The organism is Actinomadura sp. 3N407 (genome assembly GCF_052245875.1).
Taxonomy (GTDB): Bacteria; Actinomycetota; Actinomycetes; order Streptosporangiales; family Streptosporangiaceae; genus Spirillospora.
In genome coordinates this window covers 771,339-797,595 of sequence record NZ_JBQQBP010000001.1, presented here as the reverse complement: position 1 = coordinate 797,595, position 26,257 = coordinate 771,339, and the positions used below count along the sequence as shown (strand labels likewise).

22 protein-coding genes are annotated in these 26,257 nt (G+C 72.0%); 8 read left to right on the top strand and 14 right to left on the bottom strand.

Going from position 1 to position 26,257, the window contains the following annotated elements; translation table 11 throughout:
* Position 1: 1 nt before the first annotated feature.
* Entirely contained in the window at positions 2–1,138 is a 1,137-nt protein-coding gene (locus ACTWPP_RS03790) for a hypothetical protein (RefSeq protein ID WP_443102634.1), read from the bottom strand.
* Positions 1,135–3,411: a hypothetical protein gene (locus ACTWPP_RS03785; RefSeq protein WP_443102633.1), complete on the bottom strand. Its 2,277-nt coding sequence runs from the start codon at positions 3,409–3,411 to the stop codon at positions 1,135–1,137. Before ACTWPP_RS03785 ends, ACTWPP_RS03790 begins: the two co-directional genes overlap by 4 nt.
* 257 nt (positions 3,412–3,668) lie before the next feature.
* Between ACTWPP_RS03785 and ACTWPP_RS03780 the strand changes: the two genes are divergently transcribed.
* The 4 genes from ACTWPP_RS03780 (at position 3,669) to ACTWPP_RS03765 (ending at position 8,981) form a co-directional block, all read left to right on the top strand.
* Positions 3,669–5,468, top strand: a complete 1,800-nt coding sequence (locus tag ACTWPP_RS03780; RefSeq protein WP_443102713.1) for a glycoside hydrolase family 15 protein — start codon at positions 3,669–3,671, stop codon at positions 5,466–5,468.
* A gap of 18 nt (positions 5,469–5,486) precedes the next feature.
* Entirely contained in the window at positions 5,487–6,539 is a 1,053-nt protein-coding gene (locus tag ACTWPP_RS03775) for a glucose 1-dehydrogenase (protein WP_443102632.1), read from the top strand.
* 101 nt (positions 6,540–6,640) lie between these two features.
* A complete protein-coding gene (locus ACTWPP_RS03770) occupies positions 6,641–7,894 on the top strand; it encodes a cation:proton antiporter (RefSeq protein ID WP_443102631.1) in 1,254 nt (417 codons plus the stop codon).
* Positions 7,895–8,018: 124 nt separating this feature from the next.
* Positions 8,019–8,981, top strand: coding sequence for a DUF5954 family protein (locus ACTWPP_RS03765; RefSeq protein WP_443102630.1), 963 nt, complete (start codon positions 8,019–8,021; stop codon positions 8,979–8,981).
* On the opposite strand, the gene ACTWPP_RS03760 is transcribed toward ACTWPP_RS03765, so the two are convergent.
* The 10 genes from ACTWPP_RS03760 to ACTWPP_RS03715 form a co-directional block, all read right to left on the bottom strand.
* The gene (locus ACTWPP_RS03760; RefSeq protein WP_443102629.1) at positions 8,959–9,966 is read right to left on the bottom strand and encodes a glycosyltransferase family 2 protein; all 1,008 of its coding nucleotides are present in this window, start codon (positions 9,964–9,966) and stop codon (positions 8,959–8,961) included. The genes ACTWPP_RS03765 and ACTWPP_RS03760 overlap by 23 nt on opposite strands.
* On the bottom strand, positions 9,963–11,210 hold the full coding sequence (locus ACTWPP_RS03755; RefSeq protein ID WP_443102628.1) for a glycosyltransferase family 4 protein: 1,248 nt from the start codon (positions 11,208–11,210) through the stop codon (positions 9,963–9,965). The genes ACTWPP_RS03760 and ACTWPP_RS03755 overlap by 4 nt, the downstream gene beginning before the upstream one ends.
* Positions 11,207–12,508, bottom strand: coding sequence for a lipopolysaccharide biosynthesis protein (locus ACTWPP_RS03750; RefSeq protein ID WP_443102627.1), 1,302 nt, complete (start codon positions 12,506–12,508; stop codon positions 11,207–11,209). Before ACTWPP_RS03750 ends, ACTWPP_RS03755 begins: the two co-directional genes overlap by 4 nt.
* Positions 12,505–13,260 (bottom strand): NTP transferase domain-containing protein, encoded by a 756-nt coding sequence (locus ACTWPP_RS03745; RefSeq protein WP_443102625.1) that lies wholly within the window; start codon positions 13,258–13,260, stop codon positions 12,505–12,507. The genes ACTWPP_RS03750 and ACTWPP_RS03745 overlap by 4 nt, the downstream gene beginning before the upstream one ends.
* Positions 13,257–13,886, bottom strand: coding sequence for an HAD family hydrolase (locus ACTWPP_RS03740; RefSeq protein WP_443102624.1), 630 nt, complete (start codon positions 13,884–13,886; stop codon positions 13,257–13,259). The genes ACTWPP_RS03745 and ACTWPP_RS03740 overlap by 4 nt, the downstream gene beginning before the upstream one ends.
* On the bottom strand, positions 13,883–15,091 hold the full coding sequence (locus ACTWPP_RS03735) for a 2-phospho-L-lactate transferase CofD family protein (protein ID WP_443102623.1): 1,209 nt from the start codon (positions 15,089–15,091) through the stop codon (positions 13,883–13,885). Before ACTWPP_RS03735 ends, ACTWPP_RS03740 begins: the two co-directional genes overlap by 4 nt.
* Positions 15,088–15,885: a glycosyltransferase family 2 protein gene (locus ACTWPP_RS03730; protein WP_443102622.1), complete on the bottom strand. Its 798-nt coding sequence runs from the start codon at positions 15,883–15,885 to the stop codon at positions 15,088–15,090. The genes ACTWPP_RS03735 and ACTWPP_RS03730 overlap by 4 nt, the downstream gene beginning before the upstream one ends.
* Positions 15,886–15,901: 16 nt before the next feature.
* Positions 15,902–16,630, bottom strand: a complete 729-nt coding sequence (locus ACTWPP_RS03725) for a hypothetical protein (protein ID WP_443102621.1) — start codon at positions 16,628–16,630, stop codon at positions 15,902–15,904.
* A gap of 325 nt (positions 16,631–16,955) precedes the next feature.
* The gene (locus ACTWPP_RS03720) at positions 16,956–17,996 is read right to left on the bottom strand and encodes a phosphotransferase (RefSeq protein WP_443102620.1); all 1,041 of its coding nucleotides are present in this window, start codon (positions 17,994–17,996) and stop codon (positions 16,956–16,958) included.
* Positions 17,993–18,334, bottom strand: coding sequence for a DUF7064 domain-containing protein (locus ACTWPP_RS03715; protein WP_443102619.1), 342 nt, complete (start codon positions 18,332–18,334; stop codon positions 17,993–17,995). Before ACTWPP_RS03715 ends, ACTWPP_RS03720 begins: the two co-directional genes overlap by 4 nt.
* A gap of 279 nt (positions 18,335–18,613) precedes the next feature.
* Between ACTWPP_RS03715 and ACTWPP_RS03710 the strand changes: the two genes are divergently transcribed.
* From ACTWPP_RS03710 to ACTWPP_RS03700, 3 genes are all read left to right on the top strand, one after another.
* On the top strand, positions 18,614–19,426 hold the full coding sequence (locus tag ACTWPP_RS03710) for a class I SAM-dependent methyltransferase (protein ID WP_443102618.1): 813 nt from the start codon (positions 18,614–18,616) through the stop codon (positions 19,424–19,426).
* 128 nt (positions 19,427–19,554) lie between these two features.
* Complete coding sequence (locus ACTWPP_RS03705) at positions 19,555–20,850, top strand: phosphodiester glycosidase family protein (RefSeq protein WP_443102617.1); 1,296 nt, start codon at positions 19,555–19,557, stop codon at positions 20,848–20,850.
* A gap of 121 nt (positions 20,851–20,971) precedes the next feature.
* Positions 20,972–22,117, top strand: a complete 1,146-nt coding sequence (locus tag ACTWPP_RS03700; protein ID WP_443102616.1) for an acyl-CoA dehydrogenase family protein — start codon at positions 20,972–20,974, stop codon at positions 22,115–22,117.
* A gap of 100 nt (positions 22,118–22,217) precedes the next feature.
* On the opposite strand, the gene ACTWPP_RS03695 is transcribed toward ACTWPP_RS03700, so the two are convergent.
* Positions 22,218–23,378: an RNA-guided endonuclease InsQ/TnpB family protein gene (locus ACTWPP_RS03695; protein WP_443102615.1), complete on the bottom strand. Its 1,161-nt coding sequence runs from the start codon at positions 23,376–23,378 to the stop codon at positions 22,218–22,220.
* A gap of 153 nt (positions 23,379–23,531) precedes the next feature.
* Between ACTWPP_RS03695 and ACTWPP_RS03690 the strand changes: the two genes are divergently transcribed.
* Positions 23,532–24,431 (top strand): acyl-CoA dehydrogenase family protein, encoded by a 900-nt coding sequence (locus ACTWPP_RS03690; RefSeq protein ID WP_443102614.1) that lies wholly within the window; start codon positions 23,532–23,534, stop codon positions 24,429–24,431.
* Here ACTWPP_RS03690 and ACTWPP_RS03685 read toward each other — a convergent pair.
* Positions 24,415–25,977 (bottom strand): FadD3 family acyl-CoA ligase, encoded by a 1,563-nt coding sequence (locus ACTWPP_RS03685; RefSeq protein ID WP_443102613.1) that lies wholly within the window; start codon positions 25,975–25,977, stop codon positions 24,415–24,417. The two genes, ACTWPP_RS03690 and ACTWPP_RS03685, sit on opposite strands and share 17 nt — an antisense overlap.
* Between the last annotated feature and the right edge of the window lie 280 nt (positions 25,978–26,257).

Below are 26,257 nucleotides of genomic sequence, written 5' to 3'. Positions count from 1 at the left end.
GCTACCACACCTCCACGCGGTCGTCGGTCGGTGCCGCGACGAGCTTCTCGACGGCCTCACGGAGCTGCTCCCGCTGGCGGTGCCCCTGCGCGATCTCCCGCTGGCTGCGTTGCCGTTGGGCCCGGTTGTCCAGCGCCTCACCACCGAGGTAGTAGCTGATCGCGCCCCAGAAGCCCTTCTCCCCCGCCCTGCGTTCCAGCAGCCTGGTGTAAGTAGTCAGGTTCGCGTCGATTTCCTTGGTCGTCCTCCCGATCTGGCTGTCCAGGATGGCGCGGCACAGCTCCTGCATGACCGTCCCCGCGGCCTTCACGCTGATCGTCGGCGGACGTCCCCGGAACCGGTAGTGCCCGCGGAAGTCGAGCCGGCCGGGCTCGAGCTCCGGCCACTCGGCCTCCATCAGCTCGACGCAGCCGTAGGTGTCGATCGGGGCGTAGACGACGTGCACCAGCCGGTCCTTGCATTCGGCCTCGACGATCCGCCTGACCTCCTTGTACTTCTCGCGCACCTCCTTGCGCACCCTGCCGGCCTCGTGCCCGGCGCCGCCGTTGTCGGCGAAGTACTTCTCGCATTTCAGCGGCGCCAGCAGGAGCACCGCCGGTTCGGCGGGCCGCTGGTTGCGGGTCTTGGCCCACCGTTCGGCGACGGCCTCGACGTCCGTCAGACCGAGCAGGTCCGGGACGGCGGCGCGCTGCGCCGGCGTCGACGCCTCCATCAGCACCGCCGCGTCGATCGGCATCAAAAGCATGATGCTGTCCTTGATGTGCGCCTCGCAGCGCGGCCACTGCTCCTGCGCGGCGGGTGACTCCGTTCGCCTGTCCGGGTCCAGCCATCCGCCGGGGTAGTCGAGGATGCGGAACGGGATTTCCAGCCCGACGTCGCCGTCGGCCTGCAGCTTGATCTCGTACGAGGACATCGACTGTGTGCCGCCCAGCGCGGCGGCGTCGAACTCGCCGGCCGCGATCGCTCCGCGGAGCTGGTTCTTCTGCCGGCGCACCCGGCTCGCCGTCGCCTCGTCCAGCGCGACGTTGACCGGCGTGCCCGCCAGCAGATCGGCGGTGTCCGACAGGATCGCGGTCAGCAGCGTCGTCTTGCCGACCCTGGACGGGCCGACCACCGCGACCTTGAACGCTTCGCTCATTTCCCCGCACCCCCGTGAGTGGTCGCCGCCGCGTCGCGCAGCGTCTGCCTGAGCCGTGTCAGTGCGCCCCGGACGCGCTGGACGCGGGCGGTGGCGGCCCCGGACGGATGTTCGTCCCAAAGCTGGTCGCGGAACGCGCCGGCGATCCGGCGGAACTCGGCCTCCGACGCACCGGAGCGGATCACCGAGTCCTCGAACTGCTCGCCGTAGGCGTGCAGGGCCGCCGCGCTCACGTTCGGCTCGCCCGCGAGGACCTTGCCGGCGTCGTAGGCGGCCTGGCGGGCGAGCTGGGACACCGCGACGAACAGTTCCGCCGCGCCCTCCGGGGTCCGCGGCACCGTCAGCATCGCGGCGAGCTCCGCGGCGTCCCCGCGGGACTGCGGCAGCAGCACCTCCAGCGCCCGGCGCACCTTGGGCAGGACGCGGGTGCGGTAGTCGAGCCGGACGTCCAGGACCAGGTCGAGCGACTCCGCCAGGACGGGGCAGGGGTCGGGGGCCTCCCGGAGCCGCTCGGCCAGCCCGCGCAGCGCCCGTTGCGGGTCCTCGTCCTCCACCAGCCGCCCGAGCCGGGGGCCCAGCGCGTCGATCAGCTCGGTCCAGAACCGCTCGCGGCGCCGCAGCAGCAGGTCGTCGATGGCGCTGAACCGGCGGGACACCTCCACACGGATGCCGTTCAGGGCGCCTTCGGCGAACGACGCGCCGGATTTGTGCAGGCGCATCTGACCGAGCGCCCGCCGCGTCCATGCGTCCTCGCCCTCGCCGAACCCGTCGAGTATCCAGGCCCGGACGTCGTCGGCGACCTCCTTGACGCGGGCGTGGAACTCCTGGTCCTCGTAGCCTTCGCCGGCGCGTTCGCGCAGCACGTCCACCCACGCCTGCAGCGACTCGGCCGCCTCCAGCCGCAGCGCCTCCGCGCGGGCGATCAGCTCCTCGGTGGCCGTGGGCGTCATGACGGAGCGCAGCCCCGCCAGGGCGTCCTCCACGGAGGCCAGCACGTCCCGCCGCGCCGCCGCGCTGGTGTCCAGCGCCCGGCCGACGGAGGCGGCGTCCATCCGCGGCAGCGCCGTCGCGAGATGGTCGAGCACCGTGGTGAGCACCCGGTCGCGGACGTCGGCGCGGTCCGCCGCGTCCACGTTGATCACGTGGTGGAACCGGCCGGGGACGCCCTCGTTCAGCCGCTTGTCGATGTCGGCGTTGAGCGCGTCGATGTTGACCTGCTCGCATCCGCCGGTGTTGACCACGATCGCCATGAAGTCGCGGTCGGCGACGGCCCCGCCGGCGCGCCTGATCAGCTCCTGCGCCTGGGCGTCCTCGACCGACCAGAGGGCGCCGGTGTCGGTCGGCCGCTTCACCATGAGGACGAAGTCGACCTCGTTCTCCAGGCCCGCCAGGTGGTGCTCCTCGGCGTTCGGGACGAGTTCCCCCAGCCCGGGCAGGTCCACCAGGCCCAGCGCCACCACGTCCTCGATCGGGAAAGCGCAGTTGATCACGACGTCCCGGACCGCGAGGTAGCGGCGGTCCGGTGGGCCGCCGGAGGCGCCCCCGGCCGGCGGGTAGGCGACCCAGCCGCGCAGCTCGCCGAGGTCGGCCCCCCGCGTTCCCCCGGTCAGGTGGCCGCGGAAGGTGTCCAGCGATTCGCGCATCTCCCCGAGCCGGGCGAGCACCGGGCCGAACCGCGGGTGGCCGCGCAGCCCCTCCCCTTGCGCATCGTTCTGCGTGCCGTCCTCATTCGGATAACGATGGGCGGCGAATTCGTCCAGTGTCCGCGGTGGGGATGAAAATCCGAGAACGGTGTGGTAAGGCGCCAGCACCTCATCGCAGAACGACTGTTCGGAATGCATGGTCAATTGGGCGTCCGCGCGCGTTACCGAGTGGTGAATTCGGCTGCGTACGGCGGTCACCGGCTGGCCGCGGCCGGTGGGGATCTGCTCGTCGGACAGGCCCGACAATGATTGCAGCAACGTGCTCTTGCCGTTGCGCGCACGGCCGCTGACCCCGATGTTCACCGTGCGGCGCCCAACCTTGGCGCGCACGGCCGCCAGCGCCCCGAGCGCCCCGGCCGCCCGGGCGCTCAGCGCCGCGACGTCCAGGCCGGCGATCGCGGAGGCCGCGTCCTTGCCCTCCTCGGCGGAATCGAATTCCCGGAGCGTCGCGCCGAGGTCGTCCAGGAGCCGCAAGACGCTCTCCCACTGGGAGATCTCCCGCTCGACGACCGGGACCTGCGCACGCCTGGCCTCCAGGACCGCGTTAATGCGGTCGCCGACACCTTTCAAAGGCGTCTTCCCCCTACTCCTGCCGGCCTGCGGGCCGGTCCCCGTTTTCGGCAAGCATAAGGACGGCCCGGCCAATCCGCGAGCGTGGCTTCCGGCCGGCATTCCGCTGTCACGATCCGGCCATGATCAAAAATGCCGTCGAACGCCGGATCGGCATGAAGAGGTCGGGGGAACCGCGGACGCCCCGGCATACATCCACTATCACGGGTACTTCGGAGTGAGCCGGATCGGGATGAGAGCAGGGGTGCGTCTTGGCGTTGCGAATCGAGGACTACGGGCTGCTGGGGGACTCGCAGACGGCGGCGCTGGTGGGCCGCGACGGGTCGATCGACTGGCTGTGCCTGCCGAGGTTCGACTCCCCGGCGTGCTTCGCGTCCCTGCTCGGCGACGAGCACGCGGGGTTCTGGCGGCTGGCGCCCGCGTCGGGCGGGCTGTGCACGCGGCGCCGGTACCGGGGCGACACGCTGATCCTGGAATCGGAGTGGGAGACGCCGGAGGGCACCGTCCGGCTGATCGACTTCATGCCGCCGCGCGGGGAGGCCGCCGACGTCGTCCGGATCGTGGAGGGCGTCAGCGGGCGGGTCCCGATGCACATGGCGCTGCGGCTGCGGTTCGACTACGGGCGGATCGTGCCGTGGATGCGGCACCGCGAAGGGGAGCGCAACGCGATCGCGGGCCCGGACGCCGCCTGGCTGAAGACGCCCGTCGAGCTGGAGGGGCGCGACATGACCACGTACGGCGACTTCAGCGTGTCGGCCGGCGACCGGGTCCCGTTCGTCCTGACGTACAAGCCGTCGCATGAGCCGCGCCCCCTGGCGGTCGAGCCCGAGGACGCGCTGCGGGACACGGAGCTGTTCTGGTCGGACTGGATGCGCGGCTACGACTACGGCGGGCGGTGGGACGAGGCCGTCCGCCGGTCGCTGATCACGCTGAAGGCCCTCACCTACGCCCCGACGGGCGGGATCGTCGCCGCCGCGACCACGTCCCTGCCGGAGCAGCTCGGCGGACCGCGCAACTGGGACTACCGGTTCTGCTGGCTGCGCGACGCGACGTTCACGCTGCAGGCGCTGCTCGGCACCGGGTTCGTCGCCGAGGCGAAGGCGTGGCGGGAGTGGCTGCTGCGCGCCGTCGCCGGCGATCCCGCCGCCCTGCAGATCATGTACGGCATCGACGGGACGCGCCGGCTCACCGAGTTCACCGTGGACTGGCTGGCCGGGTACGAGGGGTCGTCGCCGGTCCGGATCGGCAACGCCGCGTCCGGCCAGTTCCAGCTCGACACCTGGGGCGAGGTGCTGGACGGCCTGCACCTGGCGCGGGACGCCGGCATCGGGGCGGACGAGAACGCCTGGGACCTCCAGGTCGCCCTGATGGACTTCCTCGAAGGGCACTGGAGCGACCCCGACAACAGCCTGTGGGAGGTGCGGGGCGCCCGGCGCCACTTCGTCCATTCCAAGGTGCTGGCGTGGGCGGGTGCCGACCGGGCCGTCCAGGCGGTCGAGCGGTACGGGCTGGAGGGGCCCGCCGACAAGTGGAGGGCGCTTCGGGCACGGATCCACGCCGACGTGTGCGAGCAGGGTTACGACGCGGACCGCGGCACGTTCACCCAGTTCTACGGCTCTCGCGGGCTGGACGCGGCGCTGCTGCTCATCCCGCAGGTCGGCTTCCTGCCGTGGAACGACCCGCGCGTGGTCGGGACGGTCGACGCGGTGCAGCGGGAGCTGTACCGCGACGGGTTCGTGCTGCGCTACGACACGCGCTCGGACGGCGGCGTCGACGGGCTCCCGGGAGACGAGGGCGCGTTCCTGGTGTGCACGTTCTGGCTCGCGGACGCCCTGCACGGCATCGGCCGCACCAAGCAGGCCACCGACCTGTTCGAGCGGCTGCTGGACCTGCGCAACGATCTCGGCCTGCTCAGCGAGGAGTACGACACCGCCCGGGGGCGGCAGGTCGGGAACACGCCGCAGGCGTACTCCCATGTCGGGCTGGTCAACACCGCGCGGCATCTCAGCGGCACACGCCCCGCCTGGCTGGATTCGGCCAAGACATCACGCCCGTAGTCGTGGAAGGAGAACGCCATGCGCGCCTTGACCGTCCTGCCGGGCGAGCCCGGCTCACTCGCCGTCACGGACGTCCCCGAGCCGGAGCCCGGGGAGAACGACCTTCTCGTGGACGGGCTCGCCGTCGGGGTGTGCGGCACCGACAGGGAGATCGCGGCCGGCGAGTACGGCTTCGCCCCGCCCGGCCACGACCGGCTGGTCATCGGGCATGAGTCGCTGGGCCGGGTGCGGGACGCCCCGTTCGGCAGCGGCTTCTCCCCCGGTGACTTCGTCGTCGGTGTCGTGCGCCGGCCGGACCCGGTGCCGTGCGAGGCGTGCGCGCACGGCGAGTTCGACATGTGCCGCAACGGCCGCTACACCGAGCGCGGCATCAAGGAACTCCACGGCTTCGCGAGCCGGGTGTGGACGGTGGAGGCGGACTACGCCGTCACGCTCGACCCGCGGCTGGCGGAGGTGGGCGTGCTCATGGAGCCGGCCACGATCGTCGCGAAGGCGTGGGACCAGATCGAGAAGGTCGGCGGGCGGGCGTGGTTCGAGCCGCGCAAGGTGCTGGTGACCGGCGCGGGGCCGATCGGGCTGCTGGCCGCGCTGCTGGGCGTGCAGCGCGGCCTGGACGTGCACGTCCTCGACCGCGTCACCGAAGGGCCGAAGCCGGGGCTGGTCGCCGACCTCGGCGCCGCCTACCATCACGACGGCCTGGAGAACGCGGTCGGCGGCACGGAGCCGGACGTGGTCATCGAGGCGACCGGCGCGTCCGAGCTCGTGCTCGGGGCGATGGCGAACAACGCCGCGTACGGGATCGTCTGCCTGACCGGGGTGTCGTCGGCCGGCCGCCACGTGACCGTGGACGCGGGCGGCCTCAACCGCGACATCGTCCTGGAGAACGACGCGATCATCGGGTCGGTCAACGCCGGCCTCGGCCACTACGAGGACGCGGCGCGGGCCCTGGCGCGGGCCGACCTGGACTGGCTCGGGCGGCTGGTATCCCGCCGCGTCCCGCTAGAGGGCTTCGAGGACGCGTTCACGCCCCGCCCCGACGACGTCAAGGTCGCCATCACCCTGAACGACTGAGCCCGGCGTTACGTCTGAGGAGACGGGAACGTTAGAGTTTGGGCGGTGCGCCGGGAAGTCTGGTCGGCAGTACGTCAGTCGACCCCTGAAGGATTCCGGTGATGACGAACCTCCTGCTGGTTTTCGCCGCCCTGCTGTTGCTGGCGGTGCTGGTGTCGAGCCTGGCCCACCGCACCGTCCTGTCGACGGCGGCGCTGTTCCTCGTGGGCGGCTTCCTGCTGGGCGACGGCATCGGCAACGTCATCACGCTGAGCCCGGACGACGAGATCGTCAACACGCTGGCCGAGCTGGCGCTGTTCGCGGTGCTGTTCACCGACGGCATGCACGCCGGCTGGAAGGACCTGCGGAGCGCGTGGCGGCTGCCGGGACGGGCACTCGGCTGGGGCCTGCCGCTGACACTGCTCATCACCGCGCTCCTCGCGCACTATGTGGTGGGCCTCGACTGGATCGAGTCGCTGCTGATCGCGGCGGTGCTCACCCCGACCGACCCGGTGTTCGCGGCGGCGCTGGTCGGCAACGAGAAGGTGCCGCCGCGGCTGCGCCACCTGCTGAACGTGGAGTCCGGCGTCAACGACGGCCTCATCCTGCCGTTCGTGATCGTGTTCCTGGCGGTCGCGCAGGGCTCGGAGGACCTGCACATCGGCACGCTGGGCGCCGAGCTGGCCAGCGGGCTGGTCATCGGCGTGGCGGTGCCGCTGGCGGCGCTCGCGCTGGAACGCACCCGGCTGTTCGCGGTGTCGCCGAAGTACAAGCCGCTGAACGCCCTCGCGATCGGGCTGCTGGTGCTCGCGCTGGCACAGGCCACGCACGGCAACCTGTTCCTCGCCGCGTTCGCGGCGGGGGTGACGGTGGCGACGGTCGGCGACCAGTACAAGGAGTCCTTCGAGGAGTTCGGCGAGCTGATCGCCGAGCTGCTGAAGCTCGCCGCGCTGGTGGTGTTCGGTGCGCTGCTGTCCCCCACGTTCCTCGGCGACGTCGGCTGGACGGGCTGGGTGTTCGCGGTGCTGGCCCTCGTCGTCGCGCGGCCGGTGGCGATCTGGGTGTCGTTCCTTGGGTCGAAGCTGACCGCCCGCGAGCAGACCGCGGTGATGTGGTTCGGGCCCAAGGGGTTCGCCTCGGTGGTGTACGGGCTGATCGTCCTGAAATCGGGCATCTCGGCCGCCGACGAGATCTTCCACCTCGTCGCCGTGACGATCGCGCTGTCGATCCTGGCGCACTCGTCCACCGACGTGATCGTGGCGCGGGGCTTCGACAGCGAACGCGAGGTCCCGACCTGGTTCGGCAGATCCCGCAATGGGACGGACGCCGCGCCGCCGGCCGAACAATCCGAAGATTCCGACACCATCGATTCCTAACCCTATGGCCGCGTCCGGCAGGCCGATGCACAATATCGCCATTTCCGGTTAATTGCCGCGAGGCGGGCCGGTGGATATCGCCAAAATCATGCGCGCGGGCGGGCCGTCCGGCCAGGATGCGGGCATGACCTTCCCGCTGATGCACGGGTACGACTACATCAATGTGGTCGCCCAGCTCGATCCCGTCGCGGCGGTGCGCGACCGGGAACTCGGTGAGCGAATTCTCCAGTATCCCAAGATTCTCCCCGCCGGCTCCCCCAATTTTGGGCATGCGGTACAAATAGGAAAAGAGTGGCGAATTGGATCCCTCGGCTCCGATGATCCGTCCGCCGCCCGGTACGGCCTCGCCATGGACCTGCGGACGGCGGCGGCCGAGGAGAAGGACCCCGAGACCGCCGAGGCCATGCTGGCGGCGGCCGGCCGGCTCGACCCCGAGGAGGGCGAGCAGCTCGCCAAGGACGAATGGGAGATCGTCGACCGCCGCTACCGGATCATCCGGGTCGAGAAGTTCGTCCTGATCGGCGACCGGGTCATGGAGCCGCCCCGCTCCACCGACGCCGACCTCGCCGGCGACGAACTCCTGCGCGGCCACCTGATCGACCCGCCGGCGCCGTGCGGGCAGTGGGAGGCGCAACTGCGGCTGAACCTCGTCGCGCGGATGCCCGTGCCCGGCACCGTCCCCGACCTGGTCCGCGCCGAGGCGCGCCACGCGATCCAGACGCACCCCGGCGTCGTCCTGCTCCCGCCCACCTTCATCGTCGTGGAGACCGACGGCGACTCCTGGGCGCCCATCACCGGCGGCGACGATCCCGCCGAGGCCCGCGACCGGCTGGCACGCCACTTCACCGACCTGCTCCCCCGGCTCCGCGAGTTCCAGGGCGACCCCGCCGCCCCCGCCGAACTCGCCGAGTGGACCGCGCTCGCCACGGAGATCCGATCAGCGCCCGGCCACCACATCACCGCGCGCGGCCGCGAGTTCCGCACCGTCCGCGTCTCCCGGATGCTGCGCCTCGGCCGCGACGGCCCCGAGGCGCCCCGCCCCTGCGACCAGGAACGCTACGGCCTCACCGGCGCCACCGAAGCCTGAACCGCCGTGCCGACGGCCGCCGCAGGCCCGGGAGGAGGCGGAGGGAGCCGAAGGCCAGGCCGGAGACCAGCACCACGTGGACCGCGAAGTGAACCGTCACGAAATAGGCGGTGAACGCGGGTCCGCGGTGCCGGTGGACGAAGCGCAGCAGCGCCGGATCGACGGCGGCGAAGCAGGCCAGCAGGGCGAAGGGCAGCGCGAAGAGGGCCGGGTGCAGCAGGCCCAGCGGCAGAGAGGCCACCGCGAGCGCGCAGGCGAGGATGCCGGCGGGACGGTTGGCGTGCTCCGGCTGCCCGCCGCCCCGCCTGGACGCGGTGAGCGCGAGCGGAATGAGCGGGACGGCCCGGCGCCACTGCTCGGCGAGGATCGGCAGCAGGCGGCTCGCGTCGTCGTGGCGTCCCCGCACCTCGTCGGTGAGGACGACCCGGCACGTGCCCGCGAGCCGGCCGCCGTATTCGACGTCCTCGCAGTCGCGCAGCGTCTCGTCGAACCCGCCCACGGCCCGCAGCACGTCGCGGCGGATGGCGGCGAGCGCGAACACGACGCCGGTGACATCGCCGAGATGGCGGCGGCGCCAGTGTGCGGCGTGCAGGATGCGGTACCACTCGGCCGGCCCGTCGTCGATGAGGGGCTCGGGCTCGTAGACGCCCTGGACGCACCCGCATTCCGGATCGTCCTTCAGGATCCGCAGCGCGTTCGCCACCGCGTCCGGGCGCAGCTCCACGTCGGAGTCGAGGAAGAACAGGACGTCCCCCATGGCGGCGCCGACGCCCGCGTTCCGGGCGGCCGAGACGCCGCGGTTCACGGGCAGCCGCAGGACGCGGCAGCCGAGCCCTGCGGCGATCGCGGCGGAGTCGTCGCCGCTCGCGTCGTCGACCACGACGATCTCGTCCGGGCGCCGGGTCTGGGCCAGCACCGCCTCCAGGCACAGGCGCAGCGTCTTCGCCGCGTTGTAGCAGGGGACGACCACGGAAACGGTCGTCATGGCCGGCCGCCCAGCGCCGCACGGTAGACGGCGAGGGTCTCACTGGCCGTCCTTGCCCAGCTCAGCCGTTCCCGGACGAGCCGTTCCCCGTGCTCGGCGAGCGCCGCTCGGAGCTTCGGGTCGGTCAGCACCTCGGTCACGGCGTCGGCGACGGCGTCCGGTCCGGTGCCGGCGATGAAGCGTGCCGCGGGCCGGTCCGCGTCGCCGAGGAAGACGCGGGAGAACCCGGCACCGAGGATCGTCGGCCTGGCCAGCGCCATCGACTCGGTCGCGACAAGCCCGAACGGCTCGAAGAGGGAAGGGAACACGCAGGCGTCGGCCATCGCGTAGTACTCCAGCAGCGCCCGCCCGCCGACGAACCCGCCGGAGGTGAGGACGTGCCCGTCCAGTCCCGTCTCGGCGACGATGCGCGCGACTCCCGCGTCGTCTCCCTCCCCGACGAGCACCAGGCGCACCCCGGGGACGTCCTTGCGGACGCTCCGCATCGCCTCAAGCAGCTCGTAGATCCCCTTCTGCCGTTCGAGACGCCCGACGAAGAGGAGAACCGGGTCGTCCGGCGGGATCGTGAGGCGTGACCGCAGGGCGGCGGCGCCGAGGCGGAGTTCGTCCCGGTCGAGCGCGGGATCGGCGAGGACCCGCTCGAACGTCCCGCCCAGGTACACGACGTCGATCGGCGTCCGGTCCCAGCCGGCGGCGGTCAGCTGGTCGCGCACCTCGGGAGTGGGGACGACGACACGCCGCGCGACCCGCGCCAGCCACCGCTCGACCGCCGCGAACACGCGCAGTGGGTCGGAGATGCTGCGCTGCGGGGCTATTCCGTACTCGGTGGTGTGGACGTGCAGCACGACCGGCAGCCGCAGCACGTAGTGGCAGAGCAGGCCGCACAGGAAGTTCGTCGTGTCGTGGACGGCGACCAGGTCGGGCCGCTCGTCCCGGCCGAGGCGCCGCAGCCGCAGGAAGTACCGCCAGTTGCTCACCACGACGTTCAGGGTGAGAAGCAGGAACTCGATCCCGCGGGTGCGGTTGAGCCGCCGCCGGCGGTTGATCGCGCCGAGGACGCGGCCGAGCGGCCGGTACACGGTGACCGTTCCGCTCGCGTGGTGCACGGGCCCGCGGCCGTCGTTCAGCGTGCACACGGCCAGCCGATGCTCCCGGGCCAGATACGGCGTGATCAGCTCGACGTACCGGCCGAGCCCGGTGGTGACGCTCGGCGGGAACTGGTTGACGATGTAGGCGATCCTCACCGCTGCGCCTCCACGCGTTCGGTCTCCGCCTGTTGCGCGGCGGGCCGCCGGGGCGGGTCCGTCCGCCGGTACGCCCTGGCCGCGGCGGTGCCCACCACCGCAACGAGAACCGCGTTGCCCAGCGCGAAGCCCGCCAGCGCGCCGGTCAGCCCCCACCAGGCGACGCACGCCGCCAGGCAGGCGAGCGCGGCGGGCGCGCCGGCCGCGAGGCAGCCGACCAGGAGCCGCGCGCCCCGCACTCCGTCCATCGACAGGGCGACGGAGTACAGGTTGAAGACCGTGTGCAGTCCGATGCCCAGCGACGACAGCGCCATCAGCCCGAGCGAGTACGGATACCCGCCGCCCAGCAGGAAGAAGAAGACGGTGCTCGCCGCGAACGCCACAGCCGCCGTCCCCGCGGCGACCAGCGGCGTGATCCGGGCGATGCGGCGCATCACGGCCGGTTTGTCAGCCACCGCCAGGGCCGGCAGCAGCACCAAGCCGATCCCGTCGGTGAACAGCACCCCGAGCAGCCGTTTGGGGAAGCCGTTGTAGACGGAGTACACACCGACGTCACCCTTCCCCGCCCAGTGGTTCAGGAAGATCACGTCGATCCCGAACAGGACGCCGGTCAGCGCGGCGATCACGGTCATGTAGGCGCCGAGCCGGTACTGCGAGCGCGCCGACGTCCACGACCACGAGCGCGGGACCATCCCCAGGCTCGGCACCGCCACCAGAACGAACGCGACGTTCGTGGCGATCAGCGCGAAGATGTAGACCTCGCCGTCACGGATGTCGAGGACCAGCAGGCAGAACGACGAACCGGCCAGGTAGGCGACGGCCACGGCCAGCTTGAGGGTGGCCACGAACGTGTACCGCTTCAGGCCGCGCAGGAGGCCCTCGGTCAGCTGGTTCAACGCCAGGGACAGCCCGAGCGCGAACGAGAGGCACAGCGTCCGAGCGTCGACGCCCACCGGAACGGCGAGGATCGGGGAGAGCAGGGCCCCGGCCGCGGTGAGGCCGCCGCCGAGCGCCAGCGTGGACAGGAACGCCGTCGCCACCAGGGCCGGACGGTCCGCGGGCTCGGCGCGCGGCAACTCCTGGAGCATCACGTAGTGCAGGCTCATCAGCATGCCCACGGCGACGATCAGCGCGATCGTCAGAACCAGGGTGAAGTGCCCGAACTCCCGCGGGCCCGCGCCCCGGGCGATGACGAGCGTGGTGCCGGCGGCCGTGCCGCTGGCCAGGCTGCTCAGCAGCGTCGGCCCGGCCGCCCATCCGTGCCCGCCGAGCAGCGATCCCGTCCGCGCGGGCTTCACTTCGCGGACCCCGCGTGAACCCGCCGGGCGAACTCCAGGTCTTCCGCGGTGTTGATGCCGCGCGCTTCGTCGGGATCGTCCACGTGCACGGGGTTCACGACACGGCCACGGTTCTGCGACAGGTACGCCAGGAACGGCAGGAAGTTGATCTCTCCGGTCACCGTGCCCCGGGCGGCGTCGGCGAGGTAGTCCTTCCAGGCCGTTTCGAGCCCGTCCGTGCTCAGGCAGAACACGCCGACGTCGCTGAGCCCGCCGGAACGGCAATCGTCGCCTTCGCGGGACTGCCGTACCCGCAGCAGCCGACCGCCCGCAAACTCGTACTCGACGTACGGATCGGGCATCGGCACGAGCGAAACGGTGAGCCCCGGCGCCCGCCGGTGAGCGTCCACGACGCGGCGCACCGTCGTCTCGGACAGGTTCGCCTGGTCGCCCCAGACGACCAGAATCCCGTCATGGGACTCCCAGTGCCCGGAGGCCCCGAAGACGGCGTCGCCCATACCGGTCGGCTCGTGCTGGACGCTCACGGACACGGTGCCGCGGCCGATCTCGTCGGCGGCGAGGCGCCGGAACGGCCCCTCCGCCTCGGGCGCCACGACCACGTGGACATGGCCGGTGTACGGCAGCAGCCGGCGGTACAGCAGATGCCACACGGTGACGCCGCCGGCGATCTCCAGCATGATCTTCGGAACGTCCAGGCCGAGCCGCGTCCCGCGTCCCGCCGCCGGAATCACCGCGCACACGGAGCCGGTCACGGCCGGACCGCCAGGTCGGCAAGGGCCACGAGGTCGTCCAGTCCGCCCACGTGAATCGCGCCCGGGGCGGGCCCGGCCGCGTGCACCTGGAAGGTCACCAGCCCCGCTCCGACGGCGGAGGCGACCCCGTGGACGGAGTCCTCCACGGCCGCCGCCTCCGCCGGCCCGAAGCCCCACCGTTCGCAGGCGCGCAGGTAGAACGCCGGATTCGGCTTGCTCACCGGGACGTCGTCGCCGGTGAGGACACCGCGGAAGCACCCGTTCAGCGAGCAGGCCGCCAGCACCCGCTCCACGGAGCCGCGGCTGCCGCTCGTCACCAGGTACGCGGGTTGATCGCGCCGGGCCAGGGCCGCGAGGAAACGGTGCGCCCCCGGGAACGGCGCCACCTTCCCCGCGTCGACATGGGCGCGGTAGTGCCGTCGCTTGCTCCGGATCAGCCGCCGGGCGTCGTCCGTGCCGAGCCCGAGGACGGCGGCGACCTCGTCGGTGCCCGCGCCCGCGTGATCGTCGTAGCGGAAAGAACCCAGCAGGTCGGGCGCGATCTCCGCGAGCGCGGCGCGGAAGGCCGCGTCGTGGGCGGGGGCGGAGTCCACGAGCGTCCCGTCGAGGTCACAGAGCCAGATCATCCGGCCTCCTCCAGCGGCGTTTCGGCGGGAATGCCCGCCAGGGCGGTGAGGACGTCCACGGTGCGCCGGCCGCTGTGGGTACCCGGACGCGCGGAATCCTCCAGGTCCGCGCTGACCCACCGGGCCCTCGCCCAGGCGCCGCCTTCCGGGACGTCCACCGGCACCGCCGGGACGTCCGCCCCCGCATGGCACAGGACATGGGTGACGGTCCGCCGCTCGTTGAACGGGTCGCCGAGGTGGAGCAGGGCGCGGCCGACATGCCCCGACGCGCTCAGCCCCCGGACGTCGTGGTCCTCCCGGATGTTGACGACCAGCACCTTCGCCGCGGCACGGCTCGCCGTGACCGCGTCCGCGACCCCCGGCGTCAGGTAGCTCGGATACAGCGACGAATGCGGGGTGCCGGGCCCGTACACGATCAGGTCGGCGTCCCGGATCGCCTCCAGCGCCTCCGGATGCGGCGACACCTCGGCACGGCGGCCGGCCAGGACCCGCCGCAGCCGCCCGGTGGGCATCGCCTCCAGTTCGTCCCGGTCGCGGACCGGCTCGCGGAGCAGGAACAGGTCGGTGATAGGCGACGGGTCCTGCGGCGCGACGATCTCCGCCTCGTCCGCCAGCAGCCGCCCGTCCTCCTTGAGCGCCACCAGGTGCGCGTTCTCACCACCGGTCACGTTCAGCAGCCGTACCGGGGACCCGAACGTCCGGGCGCACGAGCGGACCGCCGCGTTGAAGTCCTCCTCCAGCCGCAGGTAGGCGCCGGCGAACACCAGGTTGCCGAGCGCGCAGTCGGCGAGGTCGAAACGGCCGGCGCCGGTGCCGAGCCGTTCCAGGAAGACCGCCAGGTCCCGGGCGACCGCCAGGCGCGGCCGCCGGGGCAGCGCATGGCATCCCTCGACGAGGTCGACGGCGAGCCCGTCGACGAACTCGGCGAGATCGCGCGGCGTCGTGCCGTCCGGAAGGCGGTGCTCCAGGACGGAGGCCAGCGCCGCCTGCCCCGGATTGCGGGCGTCCAGATGCAGCAGGAGGTTCTTGCGGAAGTCCGACGGCCCGAGCATCCCCGGCAGATAGCGGCGGAGGGCACCGGTGGACATCCCGTTGTCATAGCCGTTGATCAGCAGGGACAGCCGGATCCCGGGCGTGCGCAGCAGCCGGCGCGCGATCGCGGCGCCGCCCCGCCCGCCGCTGAACATCGCGACCGCGGTGCTCACCGGATCTCCCCGGCGGCGCGCCCTTCCAGGTCGCCGGCGGGCGGGGCGCGCAGCACTCCCCGCCGCAGCAGCCAGTGCCGGTAGCCGAGGTAGCCGACGAGCAGCGCCCGGTCGCGGGCGCCCCGCCAGTACCGCCAGCCGCGTCCGCCGCCGGCCCGTGCCCGGTGCTCGATCGGGATCTCCACCCAGGTGCGGCCGAGCTCGACGACCCGGGCGGTGATCTCTGTCGAGCAGTTCATCCCGCCGGCCTCCAGCGGCAGCGCGCGCAGCAGCGGGCCGTGCACCAGCTTGAAGATCGAGTTGAAGTCGCGGTACCGGGTGCGGTGCAGGACGTTGCTGACCGCGCCGCTCGCCGCCGAGCCCCACCGGTGGGCGGCGTCGTCTGCCTTCCGGATCCGGGCGCCGGAGAACGCCGTCCCCTCACCGGCCCGGACGAGCCCGAGGAACCGGTCGAGGTTGGCGATCGGAAACTGGCCGTCGGAGTCCAAGAGCAGCACCCACTCCATCCGCGTGTGCGCGATCGCGGCGCGGATCGCGGCGCCCGCCCCCCGGTTGCGGTCGAACCGGACGACGACCAGTTCGGGGCAGTCCGCGCGCAGCTCTTCGAGGATGTCACCGGTCGCGTCGGTGCTTCCGTCGTCGCATACGACGATCTCCCACGCGGCGATCGCCGTGTCGCGTTCCAGGTAGGTCCGCCATTCGGTCACCGCCGCGGCGATGTTCTCCGCCTCGTTGTAGGCGGGCGCCGCCACGGAGATCTCGATGGCGCCGGACGCGTCCCCGTACGTAGGCATGGTGTTCCCTTCCCGCTCAGGTACGGACCCGCCCGATGCCGAGCAGGCGCCCGATCCAGCGGTCCAGGGGCAGCAGGTTGAACCCGACGATGATCGGAATATGGGCCAGCGCGAAGACGACCGTCGCGCCGAACGAGATCGGTCCGCCGGTGATCAGATTGATGTGCGGGGCGTCGATCTCCTGCGGAACGCCGACCGGGTTGACGACGTACCACATGAGGTCCAGGAAGCCGGAGAAGATGACGGCGATGCCGGTGAAGACGACCTTCAGGCACCGGCCGGGCGTCCCGCCGCCGAGCCTGTACGCGGCGGCGATGGTGAGTACCGCGCCCGGATAAAGCAGCAGGTAAAGATGGGTGTAGAAACTGTCGCCGTGGGCGCGTTCGCCATCCAGGTAGTAGAAGCCGCTGATCCGCGGAAAGAGGTAGCCGACAAAGAATACGAACGGCGCGTACAGCACCCAATAGGGGACCCTGGACGGCCACGGGAAGAGCGCGATTCCGCAGGCCAGACATGCGAACACCAGTAGTTTGACCGGTAGCTCCCACACCGCCTGGATGTCACGCCCACGCGGCAGGAACAGCCACACGGCCGAGGCGCCGAGCACACCTGCGGCAAGAGCGATCCACCAGGCGTGCGCCCCCCATCGGCCGGACTCGGCCGGCGCCGCGTCATCGCCCGCCGAATCCGGCCCACCGTCACCGGGTGGTGCCTGAGAGACCGAGGCCCCGCCGCTTACGGTCATTGTCCGACACCTTTCCCACGGCGCCGCGCAACGGCGGGCACCGAGCCCCGTGGTCCCACTTGCAACTAATCATGGGAGCGCTCCCACGTCGGATGAACGCCTGCGGACGTCAATCCTTGGGAGCGCTCCCAGTAGATTGGACGACGTCCATTCATGTCAAGGCGAAACCCGAAAACAGGGCCCCAGGGCCCAGCGCAGGCCCCGCTGCTTTCGTTCGCGCCGGGGCGGGCTGCTGCCGAAAGCGGGAAGGGTCTGCAGCCGGTCCGCGTGGTCTCGGCCTCCCCCAGTCCCTGATCTTCTGGAGCATTGGCGGTCGCCGGTGCGTTCAGGGCGAGAGGGTGAGGGAGTCGAGGTCGCGGGCGTGGTGGGCGTGGCGGGTGGTCATGGTGCGGAACATCTCGTCGCCGCGGTCGGTGCGTTCGACGATCATGGAGGCGCCGATGGCCATGACGATGCCGTGGAAGGCGTGGCGGCGGTAGGCGTCCCAGCAGTCGTCCCAGGTGAGACGGACGCCGCGGGCGGTCAGGGCCTTGTGGTAGCGCTCGACGAGGGCGCGTTCGTGGGTGCGGCGGGACTCGGTGGGGAGGCTGGAGCCGAGGAAGTAGGCGAGGTCGGCCGGGCCGGGGCCGTAGGCGCAGGTCTGCCAGTCCAGGACGGCGGTGCGGGGGCCGCCGAACAGGAGGTTGTCGGCGCGGAAGTCGCCGTGGAAGAGGGTGGACGGGCCCTCACGGTCGGCCAGGTAGGCGCCGATCGAGGGGAGGAAGTCTTCGATCAGGGCGATGACGCCGGCGTCCAGGTCGGCGGCGTAGCGTTCCTTGAAGCCGTCGTACAGGCCGGTGACCATCGCGGCGGTGAAGGCGGCCGACTCGGCGTCGTGGCGGTTGAGCCAGGGCAGGGCGGCGAGCGCGGGGTCGTCCCAGCCGGCGGCGTGCAGCGCGGCCATCTCGTCGATCGCCGCGGCGGCGTCCTCGGCGGTGACGCCGGCGAGCTGGTCGCCCGGCACGGCGGGCGCGAGGTCCTCCAGGAGGACGGCGTACTCGTCAGGTTCGGGGTCGTAGGCGGCGAAGTAGCAGGTCGGAATGCCCGCGTCGAGACGGCCGGCGATCTCGGCGTAGAAGCTCGACTCGACCTCGTAGGTGCGGATGGCGCGGGCGGCGGCGCGGCTGGACGGGTCGGCGGCGGGGACCTTGGCGACCATGGTGGCCGGTAGGCCGGTGGGGCCGGCGTAGGTGAGGAAGAGCCGGAGGCTGTCGGACACCTGGCCGGTGCCGACGGGCTCGGCGCGGACGGCGGTGACCTTCGTGGCGAGGGCGTCGCTCACCCAGGACGCGGTCAGGTCGCCGGCGCCGGAGACCGGTCGGGTCATGGGCTCTCCTCGGCGAGATGGGACCAGCCGTGGTCCTGCCAGTCGGGGGGTTGGTGCCATTCCGTCCAGCCGTGGCCGGTGCGGCCGTCCTCGATGTCGAAGCGGCACAGGGCGCGGGGGAAATGGGCGGGGCGGCCGGGGCGGACCAGCGCGGCCCAGTACCAGGCGCGGTCCCAGTTCGGGTACAGGCCGAGCCGCATGTAGCCCGCGACGGAGCCGTCCGGCGCGGCGAAGTCGAAGTAGTAGGACTCGTTCCACAGCGGCTCCGGGCCGGGGTCGTGCAGGTCCTCGTCCGCGGGCCTCAGGTTCCAGGTGCCGTGCTCGATGATCTTCGCCATGACTCCTCCGGCACACCCGAACCTGATTCTAGATCGCGATCCTAACTCTGGTGCGCCGACTTCGGCAGGGGTGCGGGCCGGCGGACAGCATGTCCGACGAAGAGTCGGCACGGCGGAAAGCGAGATCCCCACAGAGCGCGGACCCCAGGGACGGAAAGGTCAGATCGCCCCAGACCGCGACACACCGGGCGACCTGGGGTTGTGATCAAGAAGGTTGTCGCCCGCTTCCGGATGCCGGACGATCACCAGGGTCAGTTCGAGCCGGCTGGAGGCGGGCGAATGCGCGAGGACATCACCGGGGTCGACACCGGGAGCGGGGACACGTGGGCGAGCGGCGACTACGCGCGGGTCGGCAACCTGTGGCTCCTCGTCGGCGAGCTGCTCTGCGAGGCGGCGCCGGTCCGGGCCGGCGACCGGGTGATCGACGTGGCGACGGGGACGGGCAACACCGCGCTGGCCGCCGCGCGCCGCTCCGGCGTGGTCACCGGGGTCGACTACGTGCCGGGGCTGCTGGAGCGGGCCAGGGTCCGCGCCGCCGCCGAAGGGCTGGAGGTGACGTTCGAGACCGGTGACGCCCGGCGGCTGGGGCATCCGGACGGATCCTTCGACGTCGCCGTCTCCACGTTCGGCGTCCAGTACGTCCCGGACCACCGCGGGACGGCGGGCGAACTGCTCCGCGTCGTCCGGCCGGGCGGGCGGATCGCGGTGGCGAGCTGGGCGCCCGACGGGTACCTCGGCGAGCTGCTGCGCCTGGTCGACCAGTACACCGCCGGGGCGGCCGGCCCCCCGCCGCCCACGCTGTGGGGCACCGCGAAGCACATGGAGGAACTGTTCGGCCCGCACGTGTCCGCCCTCGACTGCACCGAGCGGCAGTGGCGTTTCCGCTTCCGCTCGCCGGCGGACCTGATCGGCTGGTTCCGGTCCTACTTCGGCCCGCTGACGGTGGCGTTCGACACCCTCGACGGTGACGGGCGGGCGGCTCTGACCGCCGACCTCACCCGGTACGTCACCGGCCACAACCTCGCCGGCGACGGCACCGTGGACGTCCCGTCGACCTATCTGGAGGCCGTCGCGGTCACCCCCGCGGGGTGATCCGGAGCCACGGCGGCCGGGGACGCCGGATCTTCGGGGAGTGTTGGCGGGCGGATCGCCTGGATTTCACGTGGTGAGCGTCATGATCGGCGGGATTCTGTTTCCGTTGTGAGGGGCGCCCGCACGTGATGCGAAGGATGGTGGCCGGGGCGATCGCGGCCGGGGTCGTGGCCGCCGGCGCCGTTCCGGCCCGTGCGGACGTGCCGCGCCCGCCGGACGTCGACGGCGCCGGATCGGGAGAGCGGCCGGACGCGCGGGCGCTCGCGCTGCCACCGTCCAGGACGGTCGGGGAACTGCGGTTCACGTCGTCCGAGCGGCTGGCGCCCGGGGTGGTGTCCAGGACGTTCGAGACGTCGGGGGTCGGCGGCCCCGTCCTCGGCAACCTGCTGGACGTCGATCTGCGCGCCCCGGGTGTCCGTGTGGGGCTGCTGCACCCGCCGAAGGTCGCGGCGAGGCGGACGGTCTCGGCGATGGCGGACGCGCGGCGCGCCCTGGCCGGGGTGAACGGCGACTACTTCAACATCAGCGAGACCCGTCCGGGGGTCGTGCCGACCGGGTCGTCGTCCGGCCCCGAGGTGGACGCGGGCCGCCCGCTCAAGGGGGCGGTGCCGGACGGGCAGCGGTTCGGCCCGGCGCTGCCGCCCGGTACGTCCGCCGAGGACGTCATCGGGATCGGCACCGACCGGCGCGGCCACCTGGGGCGGCTCCATCTGACCGGGACCATTCGATCGAAACGCACCACCATCGCCTTGCGCGGGCTCAACCAGTACGCGCTGCCGGTCGGGAGCGCGGGCGCGTTCACCCATGACTGGGGCAGCGTGTCGCGGCTGCGCGCGGTGTGCGGGACGGACACCGCGCGCAACGCGCCGTGCAGCACGAACACCGCCGAGGTGACCGTCCGGCGGGGCGTGGTCGTCGCGGTGGCGGACGGGGTCGGCGCGGGCGCGATCCCGCGCGGCACGACCGTGCTGGTCGGGCGGGAGAAGGGCGCGAACGCGCTGCGCAAGCTCCGTCCGGGCGACCGCGTGCGGGTCGGCTACCGCTTCACCGGCCCGAGGCGGTTCCGTTTCGCCGTGGGCGGCTTCCCGATCCTGCGGGACGGCGAGCCGCTGGACGGCCTGAGCCCGAGGGGCCCGGCGCCGCGCACGGCCGCCGGGATCAGCCGCAACGGCCGCCGCGTGTACCTGGTCGTGGCGGACGGCCGGTCGGCGAAGAGCGCCGGCGTGACCGTCGCCGAGCTGGCGTCTCTCCTGGACAAGGCCGGTGTGGACGACGCCGTCAATCTCGACGGCGGCGGCTCGTCGACGTTCGTCGCACGCCGCCGCGGTGAGAGGTCGGTGACCGTCCGCAACACGCCATCGGACGGGACGGAACGCGCCGTCGCGAACGGGATCGGCGTCTTCGCCGGCGCCCGCCGCCCCTGAGCGAACGGCCGGCCCGGAGGCGGGCGACGGCGGTCGGATCCGACTGGGCGGGACGCCGTGGTGGCGGCGGCCGGGAGAGCCGTTACTCTACCAAACAGTTGTTAGAAAGAAGGGAGGCGAGATGGATCTCGAGTTCGGGGCGGCGGATGAGGAGTTCCGCGCCGAGGTGCGGGCATGGCTGCGCGAGCACGTCCCCGCGGAACCGCTGCCATCGCTGGAGACCGAGGAGGGCTTCGCGGCGCACCGGGAGTGGGAGCGCGCCCTCGGCGGGGCACGGCTCGGGGTGGTCTCCTGGCCCGAGGAGTACGGCGGGCGCGGCGTCTCCGTCCTGCAATGGCTGGTCTTCGAGGAGGAGTACTACGCGGCGGGCGCGCCGGGGCGGGTCAGCCAGAACGGCATCAACCTCCTCGCGCCGACGCTGCTGAGGCACGGCACGCCGGAGCAGCTCACGCGGATCCTGCCGCCGATGGCCGCCGGCGAGGTGATCTGGGCGCAGGCGTGGTCGGAGCCCGGCGCGGGCAGCGACCTGGCGGCGCTGCGCTCGACCGCCACCCGGACGGACGGCGGCTGGCTGCTCAACGGGCAGAAGACGTGGAGTTCGCGGGCGGCGTTCGCCGACCGGGGTTTCGGGCTGTTCCGCTCCGACCCGGACACGGCGCGGCATCGCGGGCTGACGTACCTGATGTTCCCGCTGGACGCGGAGGGCGTGACGGTCCGTCCGATCGGGCGGCTGGACGGCAAGCCCGCCTTCGCCGAACTGTTCCTCGACAGGGTGTTCGTTCCCGACGAGGACGTCATCGGGGCGGCCGGGGACGGCTGGCGCGTCGCGATGGCCACGGCCGGCAACGAGCGGGGCCTCACGCTGCGCAGCCCCGGGCGGTTCACGGCGGCGGCCGAGCGGCTCGTCGAGCTGTGGCGGGAGCGCGCCGACCCGTCCGACACGGCGCTGCGGGACCGGGTCGCCGACATCTGGATCAGGTCGCGGGCGTACCGGCTCAAGGGCTTCGAGACGATCTCGCGGAGCGAGGACGTGGGGTCCGAGTCGAGCCTCAACAAGATCTACTGGTCGGAGCTCGACGTGGCGCTGCACGAGACGGCCCTCGACCTGCTCGGACCGGACGGCGAGCTGGAGTCGGAGTGGCTGGAGAACTACGTGTTCTCTCTCGCCGGCCCGATCTACGCGGGCACCAACGAGATCCAGCGCAACGTGATCGCCGAGCGGCTGCTCGGCCTCCCGAGGGGGTCCCGGTCAACTTCTCGGCCCTGAAGGCCGAGCTTGTGGGCTCGGTCCTTCAGGCCGGGTCGCGCTCCCTGACCGCCCCGACGGTGGGGCGGTGACGGGTCGCATCTACCAGCGAAAGGAGGTGTCAGGTCCTTTGTGGTACGGGTGCGTTGACGAACACCCAGGCCGTGCGTGCGCGGTCGCGTACGTTCACGGCGGCGATGTGGTCGGCGGGGCCAGCGAGCCCGCACCTTCGACACCGGAAGTCGTCCCGGGTGGGACGGTTGGATTTGGCCGTGTGGCCGCAGCGCGGACACCTCTGCGAGGTGTAGTGCGCGTCCACCTCGACCACTGGCACCCCGGCCCTGCGCGCCTTGTAGGTGAAGTATTCGCCGAGCTGGTGGAACGGCCACGAGGAGATCTCGGCCCGCTGGTCGCCACGAAGCCGTACCCGGTCACGGATGCCGTCGAGCTGCTCGACGGCGATCCCGCGTCCGGTGCGTTCGGCGACGGCCACGATCTGTTTGCTGATCCTGTGGTTGACGTGAGCGGCGTGCCGAGCCTCCCGCCTGGCCATCCGCTTGGCGCGCCGGGTCGCCGAGCGGGTCTTCTTTGCCTGCAACTCAGCCCGGATCCGCGCCTGCCGTTTGCGGTACCGCTTCAGGCCCCGACCCTGGTGGTTGTCGCCATCGGAGGTGGTGGCCAGGTTGATGATGCCGCGATCTACGCCGACCCAATCGGCCGGGTCCTGGTTCAGCGGCGCTTCAGGTACCTCGCACGTGGCGACCAGGAACCACTTGCCGCTCCGGCACACCAGGTCCGATTCACCCTGCCGGTGCTCGGCGAGCGTCTTGAGCTGCGCCGTCGACCCGGTGAAGAGCACATCCTTCATGCGGCCGTGGACGGTCCAGATGGACACGGTGCGGGCATCGCACTGCCAGCTGAGACACCGGTCGTCGAACGGCTGCGCCGCATCGGGGCGGAACCGGATCGGCTTCGATTCGGCCTTGACGCGCCGCTTGGAGCCTTCGGCGCCCAACAGCCCGGCTCGGATCTGGGCACGCAGTGTGGTGTAGGCGTCCACGACCTTCTTCACCGTCCGGACCGTCGGCTGCGCCGACAACCCGAATCGGTCCTTCACCTCCCCGTAGATGATCTTCTGCAGGTCGTTGCGGGAGAACACTTCCCGGTCGAACGCCACGGCGGACACATGGTTCGCGGCGGTGTTGCACGCGTGCAGGGTCGCCGCCAGAGCCACCGCCTGCTCAGCCGTCGGCAGCAACTTCACCCGCACCACGATCTTCACGCCACGAAGGTAACGGCAGACACCGACGAAATCACACAGCGTCGCCCCACCGCGGCGGCACCGCACCCAACCAGGAAGGACGATCACCATGCCGCATCGCGCCGCGTTTCCCCCCCGCCCTGAAGGACGGGGCCTCCACACTGTAGGTGAGCGGTGAAGTTCGTTCTCTCCGCCGAGCAGCGGATGTTCGGCGAGACGCTCCGCAAGCTGCTCGCCGAGGCCGCGACCGCGAAGACCGTCCGCGCCTGGGCCGCAGGGGACAGCGGCCCGGGACGCGCGCTGTGGTCGTCGGTCGCCGAGGCCGGGGTGTTCGCGGTGGGCGTCCCGGAGCCGCACGGCGGAGCCGGTCTCCTGCCGGTCGAGCTGGCCGTCGCCGTCGAGGAGCTGGGACGCGCCGCCGCGCCCGGCCCCTACGTCGAGACCCTCGCCGCCGCCGAACTGCTGGGCGACTCGCCCTGGCTGTCCCGGATGGCGGAAGGGGAGGCGATCGTGTCGATGGCCGTCCCGCACGCGCTGGATGCCGACGTCGCCGACCTGGTGCTCACCGCGGACGGCGCCGAAACCCACGCGGGCGAGCGCCTCACGTCCCTCGACCCGGCCCGGCGGCTCTTCCGCGCCGAGGGCGGCGGCGGGTTCACCGGCTTCGGTGCGCTGCTGTGCGCGGCGCAGCAGATCGGTGTCGGTCAGGCGTTGCTGGACGTGTCCGTGGAGTACGCCAAGACACGGGAGCAGTTCGGCCGCCCGATCGGCGAATACCAGGCGATCAAGCATCATCTGGCGAGCGCGCTGGTCGAGCTGGAGTTCGCGCGCCCGCTCGTGTACGGGGCGGCGCTGTCGTACGGGACGCCGGACTTCACGCGGGACGTGTCCGCCGCGAAGGTCGCCGCGTCCGAGGCGTCCTACGGGCTGGCGAAGACGGCCCTGCAGGTGCACGGCGCGATCGGCTACACCGACGAGTACGACCCGTCGCTGTGGATCCGCAAGGCGCGGGCCCTGTACTCGGCGTGGGGCTCGCCGTCCGAGCACAGGGCGCGCGTCATGGCCGCTCTTTGAGCTCCACGCGGCGGACCTTGCCGGACGCGGTCTTCGGGAGGTCGTCCACGAAGACGACCTCCCGGGGGACCTTGAAGTTCGCGAGCAGTTCCCGGCAGTGCGCGATCAGCTCCCCGGCCGTGGCCTCGCGCTCCGGGCGCAGCCGGACGTAGGCCCGGCCCACCTCGCCCATCCGGGCGTCCGGGACGCCGACGACGCCCGACTCGGCGACGGCGTCGTGACGCGCGAGGACGTCCTCGACCTCCGCCGGGTACACGTTGAACCCGCCGACGACGAACATCTCCTTCGTCCGCCCGGTGATGGCGAGGTTGCCGCGCTCGTCCAGCCGTCCCCGGTCGCCGGTGTAGAGCCAGCCGTCGCGGACGGCCGCCGCGGTGGCCTCCGGGTCGTCCAGGTACCCCGCCATCACGTTGTAGCCGCGGACGAGGACCTCGCCGTCCGCGCCCGCCGGAACCGGTTCGCCCTTCTCGTCGACGATGGCGACCTCGACGTCCGCGATGGGCCTGCCGCAGGTGGTGGCGATGGTCTCGTCATCGTCGCCGACCGAGCACGCGGTCACCGTGCCGGACGACTCCGTCAGCCCGTACGCGGTGACGACCTGCGGGAACAGCTCGGTCTTGATCCGCCGCACCAGCGCGACGGGCACGTCCGCCGCGCCGGTCACGGCCAGCCGCAGGGACGACAGGTCGCGCTCGCCGCGGCCGGGGGCGTCCAGCAGCGACGTGTAGATCGTAGGGGGGCCGGGCAGGACGGTGATCTTCTCCCGCTCGATGAGCCGCAGCGTCTCCGGCACGTCGAACGTCCGCTGGAGCACCATCGTGGCGCGCTTCAGCACGCACGCCAGCACGCCCGCCTTGTAGCCGAACGAGTGGAACATCGGGTTGACGATGAGGTACCGGTCGCCGGCCCTGACGCCCGTCCGTCCCGTCCACGCGTTGTACGTGCGGACGTTCTGCTCGTGCGTGCACATGACGCCCTTGGGGCGCCCGGTCGTCCCGGACGTGAACAGGATGTCGGCCACGTCCCCGGGCTCGACGGCCGCCGCCCGAGCGTCGGCCTCCTCCCCCGAGGCGGCCTCGCCGGTGAACTCGCTCCAGGTGACGACTCCGGGACGCGCCGCCCCGTTGAACGTGACGACGGCCTCCAGTTCGGGCAGCCCGGGGATCGCGCCCGACTCGTCCAGGCCGAGCATGGCGGGGTAGTCGATGCCGAGGAACCCGTCCTCGACGAACAGGACCTTCACCCGCGCCTTGGAGAGCGGCCACCGGGCCTCGTCGCCCTTGAACCGGGTGTTGAGCGGCACGAGCGTCGCCCTCGCGCCCAGGGCGCCCAGCACGGCGACGATCCAGGAGAGGCTGTTCGGCGCCCATATCGCGATGCGGTCCCCCGGCTCGACACCGGCACCGATGAACGCGCCGGTCGCCTCGCGCACCCGATTCCGCAGCTCCGCGTAGGTCACCCGGACGTCCCCGTCCACGACGGCCTCCATGTCCGGAGACTCCTCGGCGGCCCGTGCCAGCACTCCCGCGATCGTCAGCTCGCTCATAACCCTCCATAGTGGCCGCCGCGGGGCCGGACGGGCCATGCCGTCCCGCTCATCGGTACCGCCCCGGCGGACCGGGGCGGCCCTGTCACGGCGAGTGGCGAACGGGAAAGGAGCACGCCCCAGGTGGCGGGGACCAAAGCAGAGTGACTCAAGAGAAAGCGGTGCATATCGCGGAACCATCGGCGACCGAGGCAGTTCCCCGAACCCGGTCTGTACCTAAACGCCCGGATGTTCCATTCTCGCGTTCATTGCTAGGGTTGCCCTTGCAACTTGATCTTCG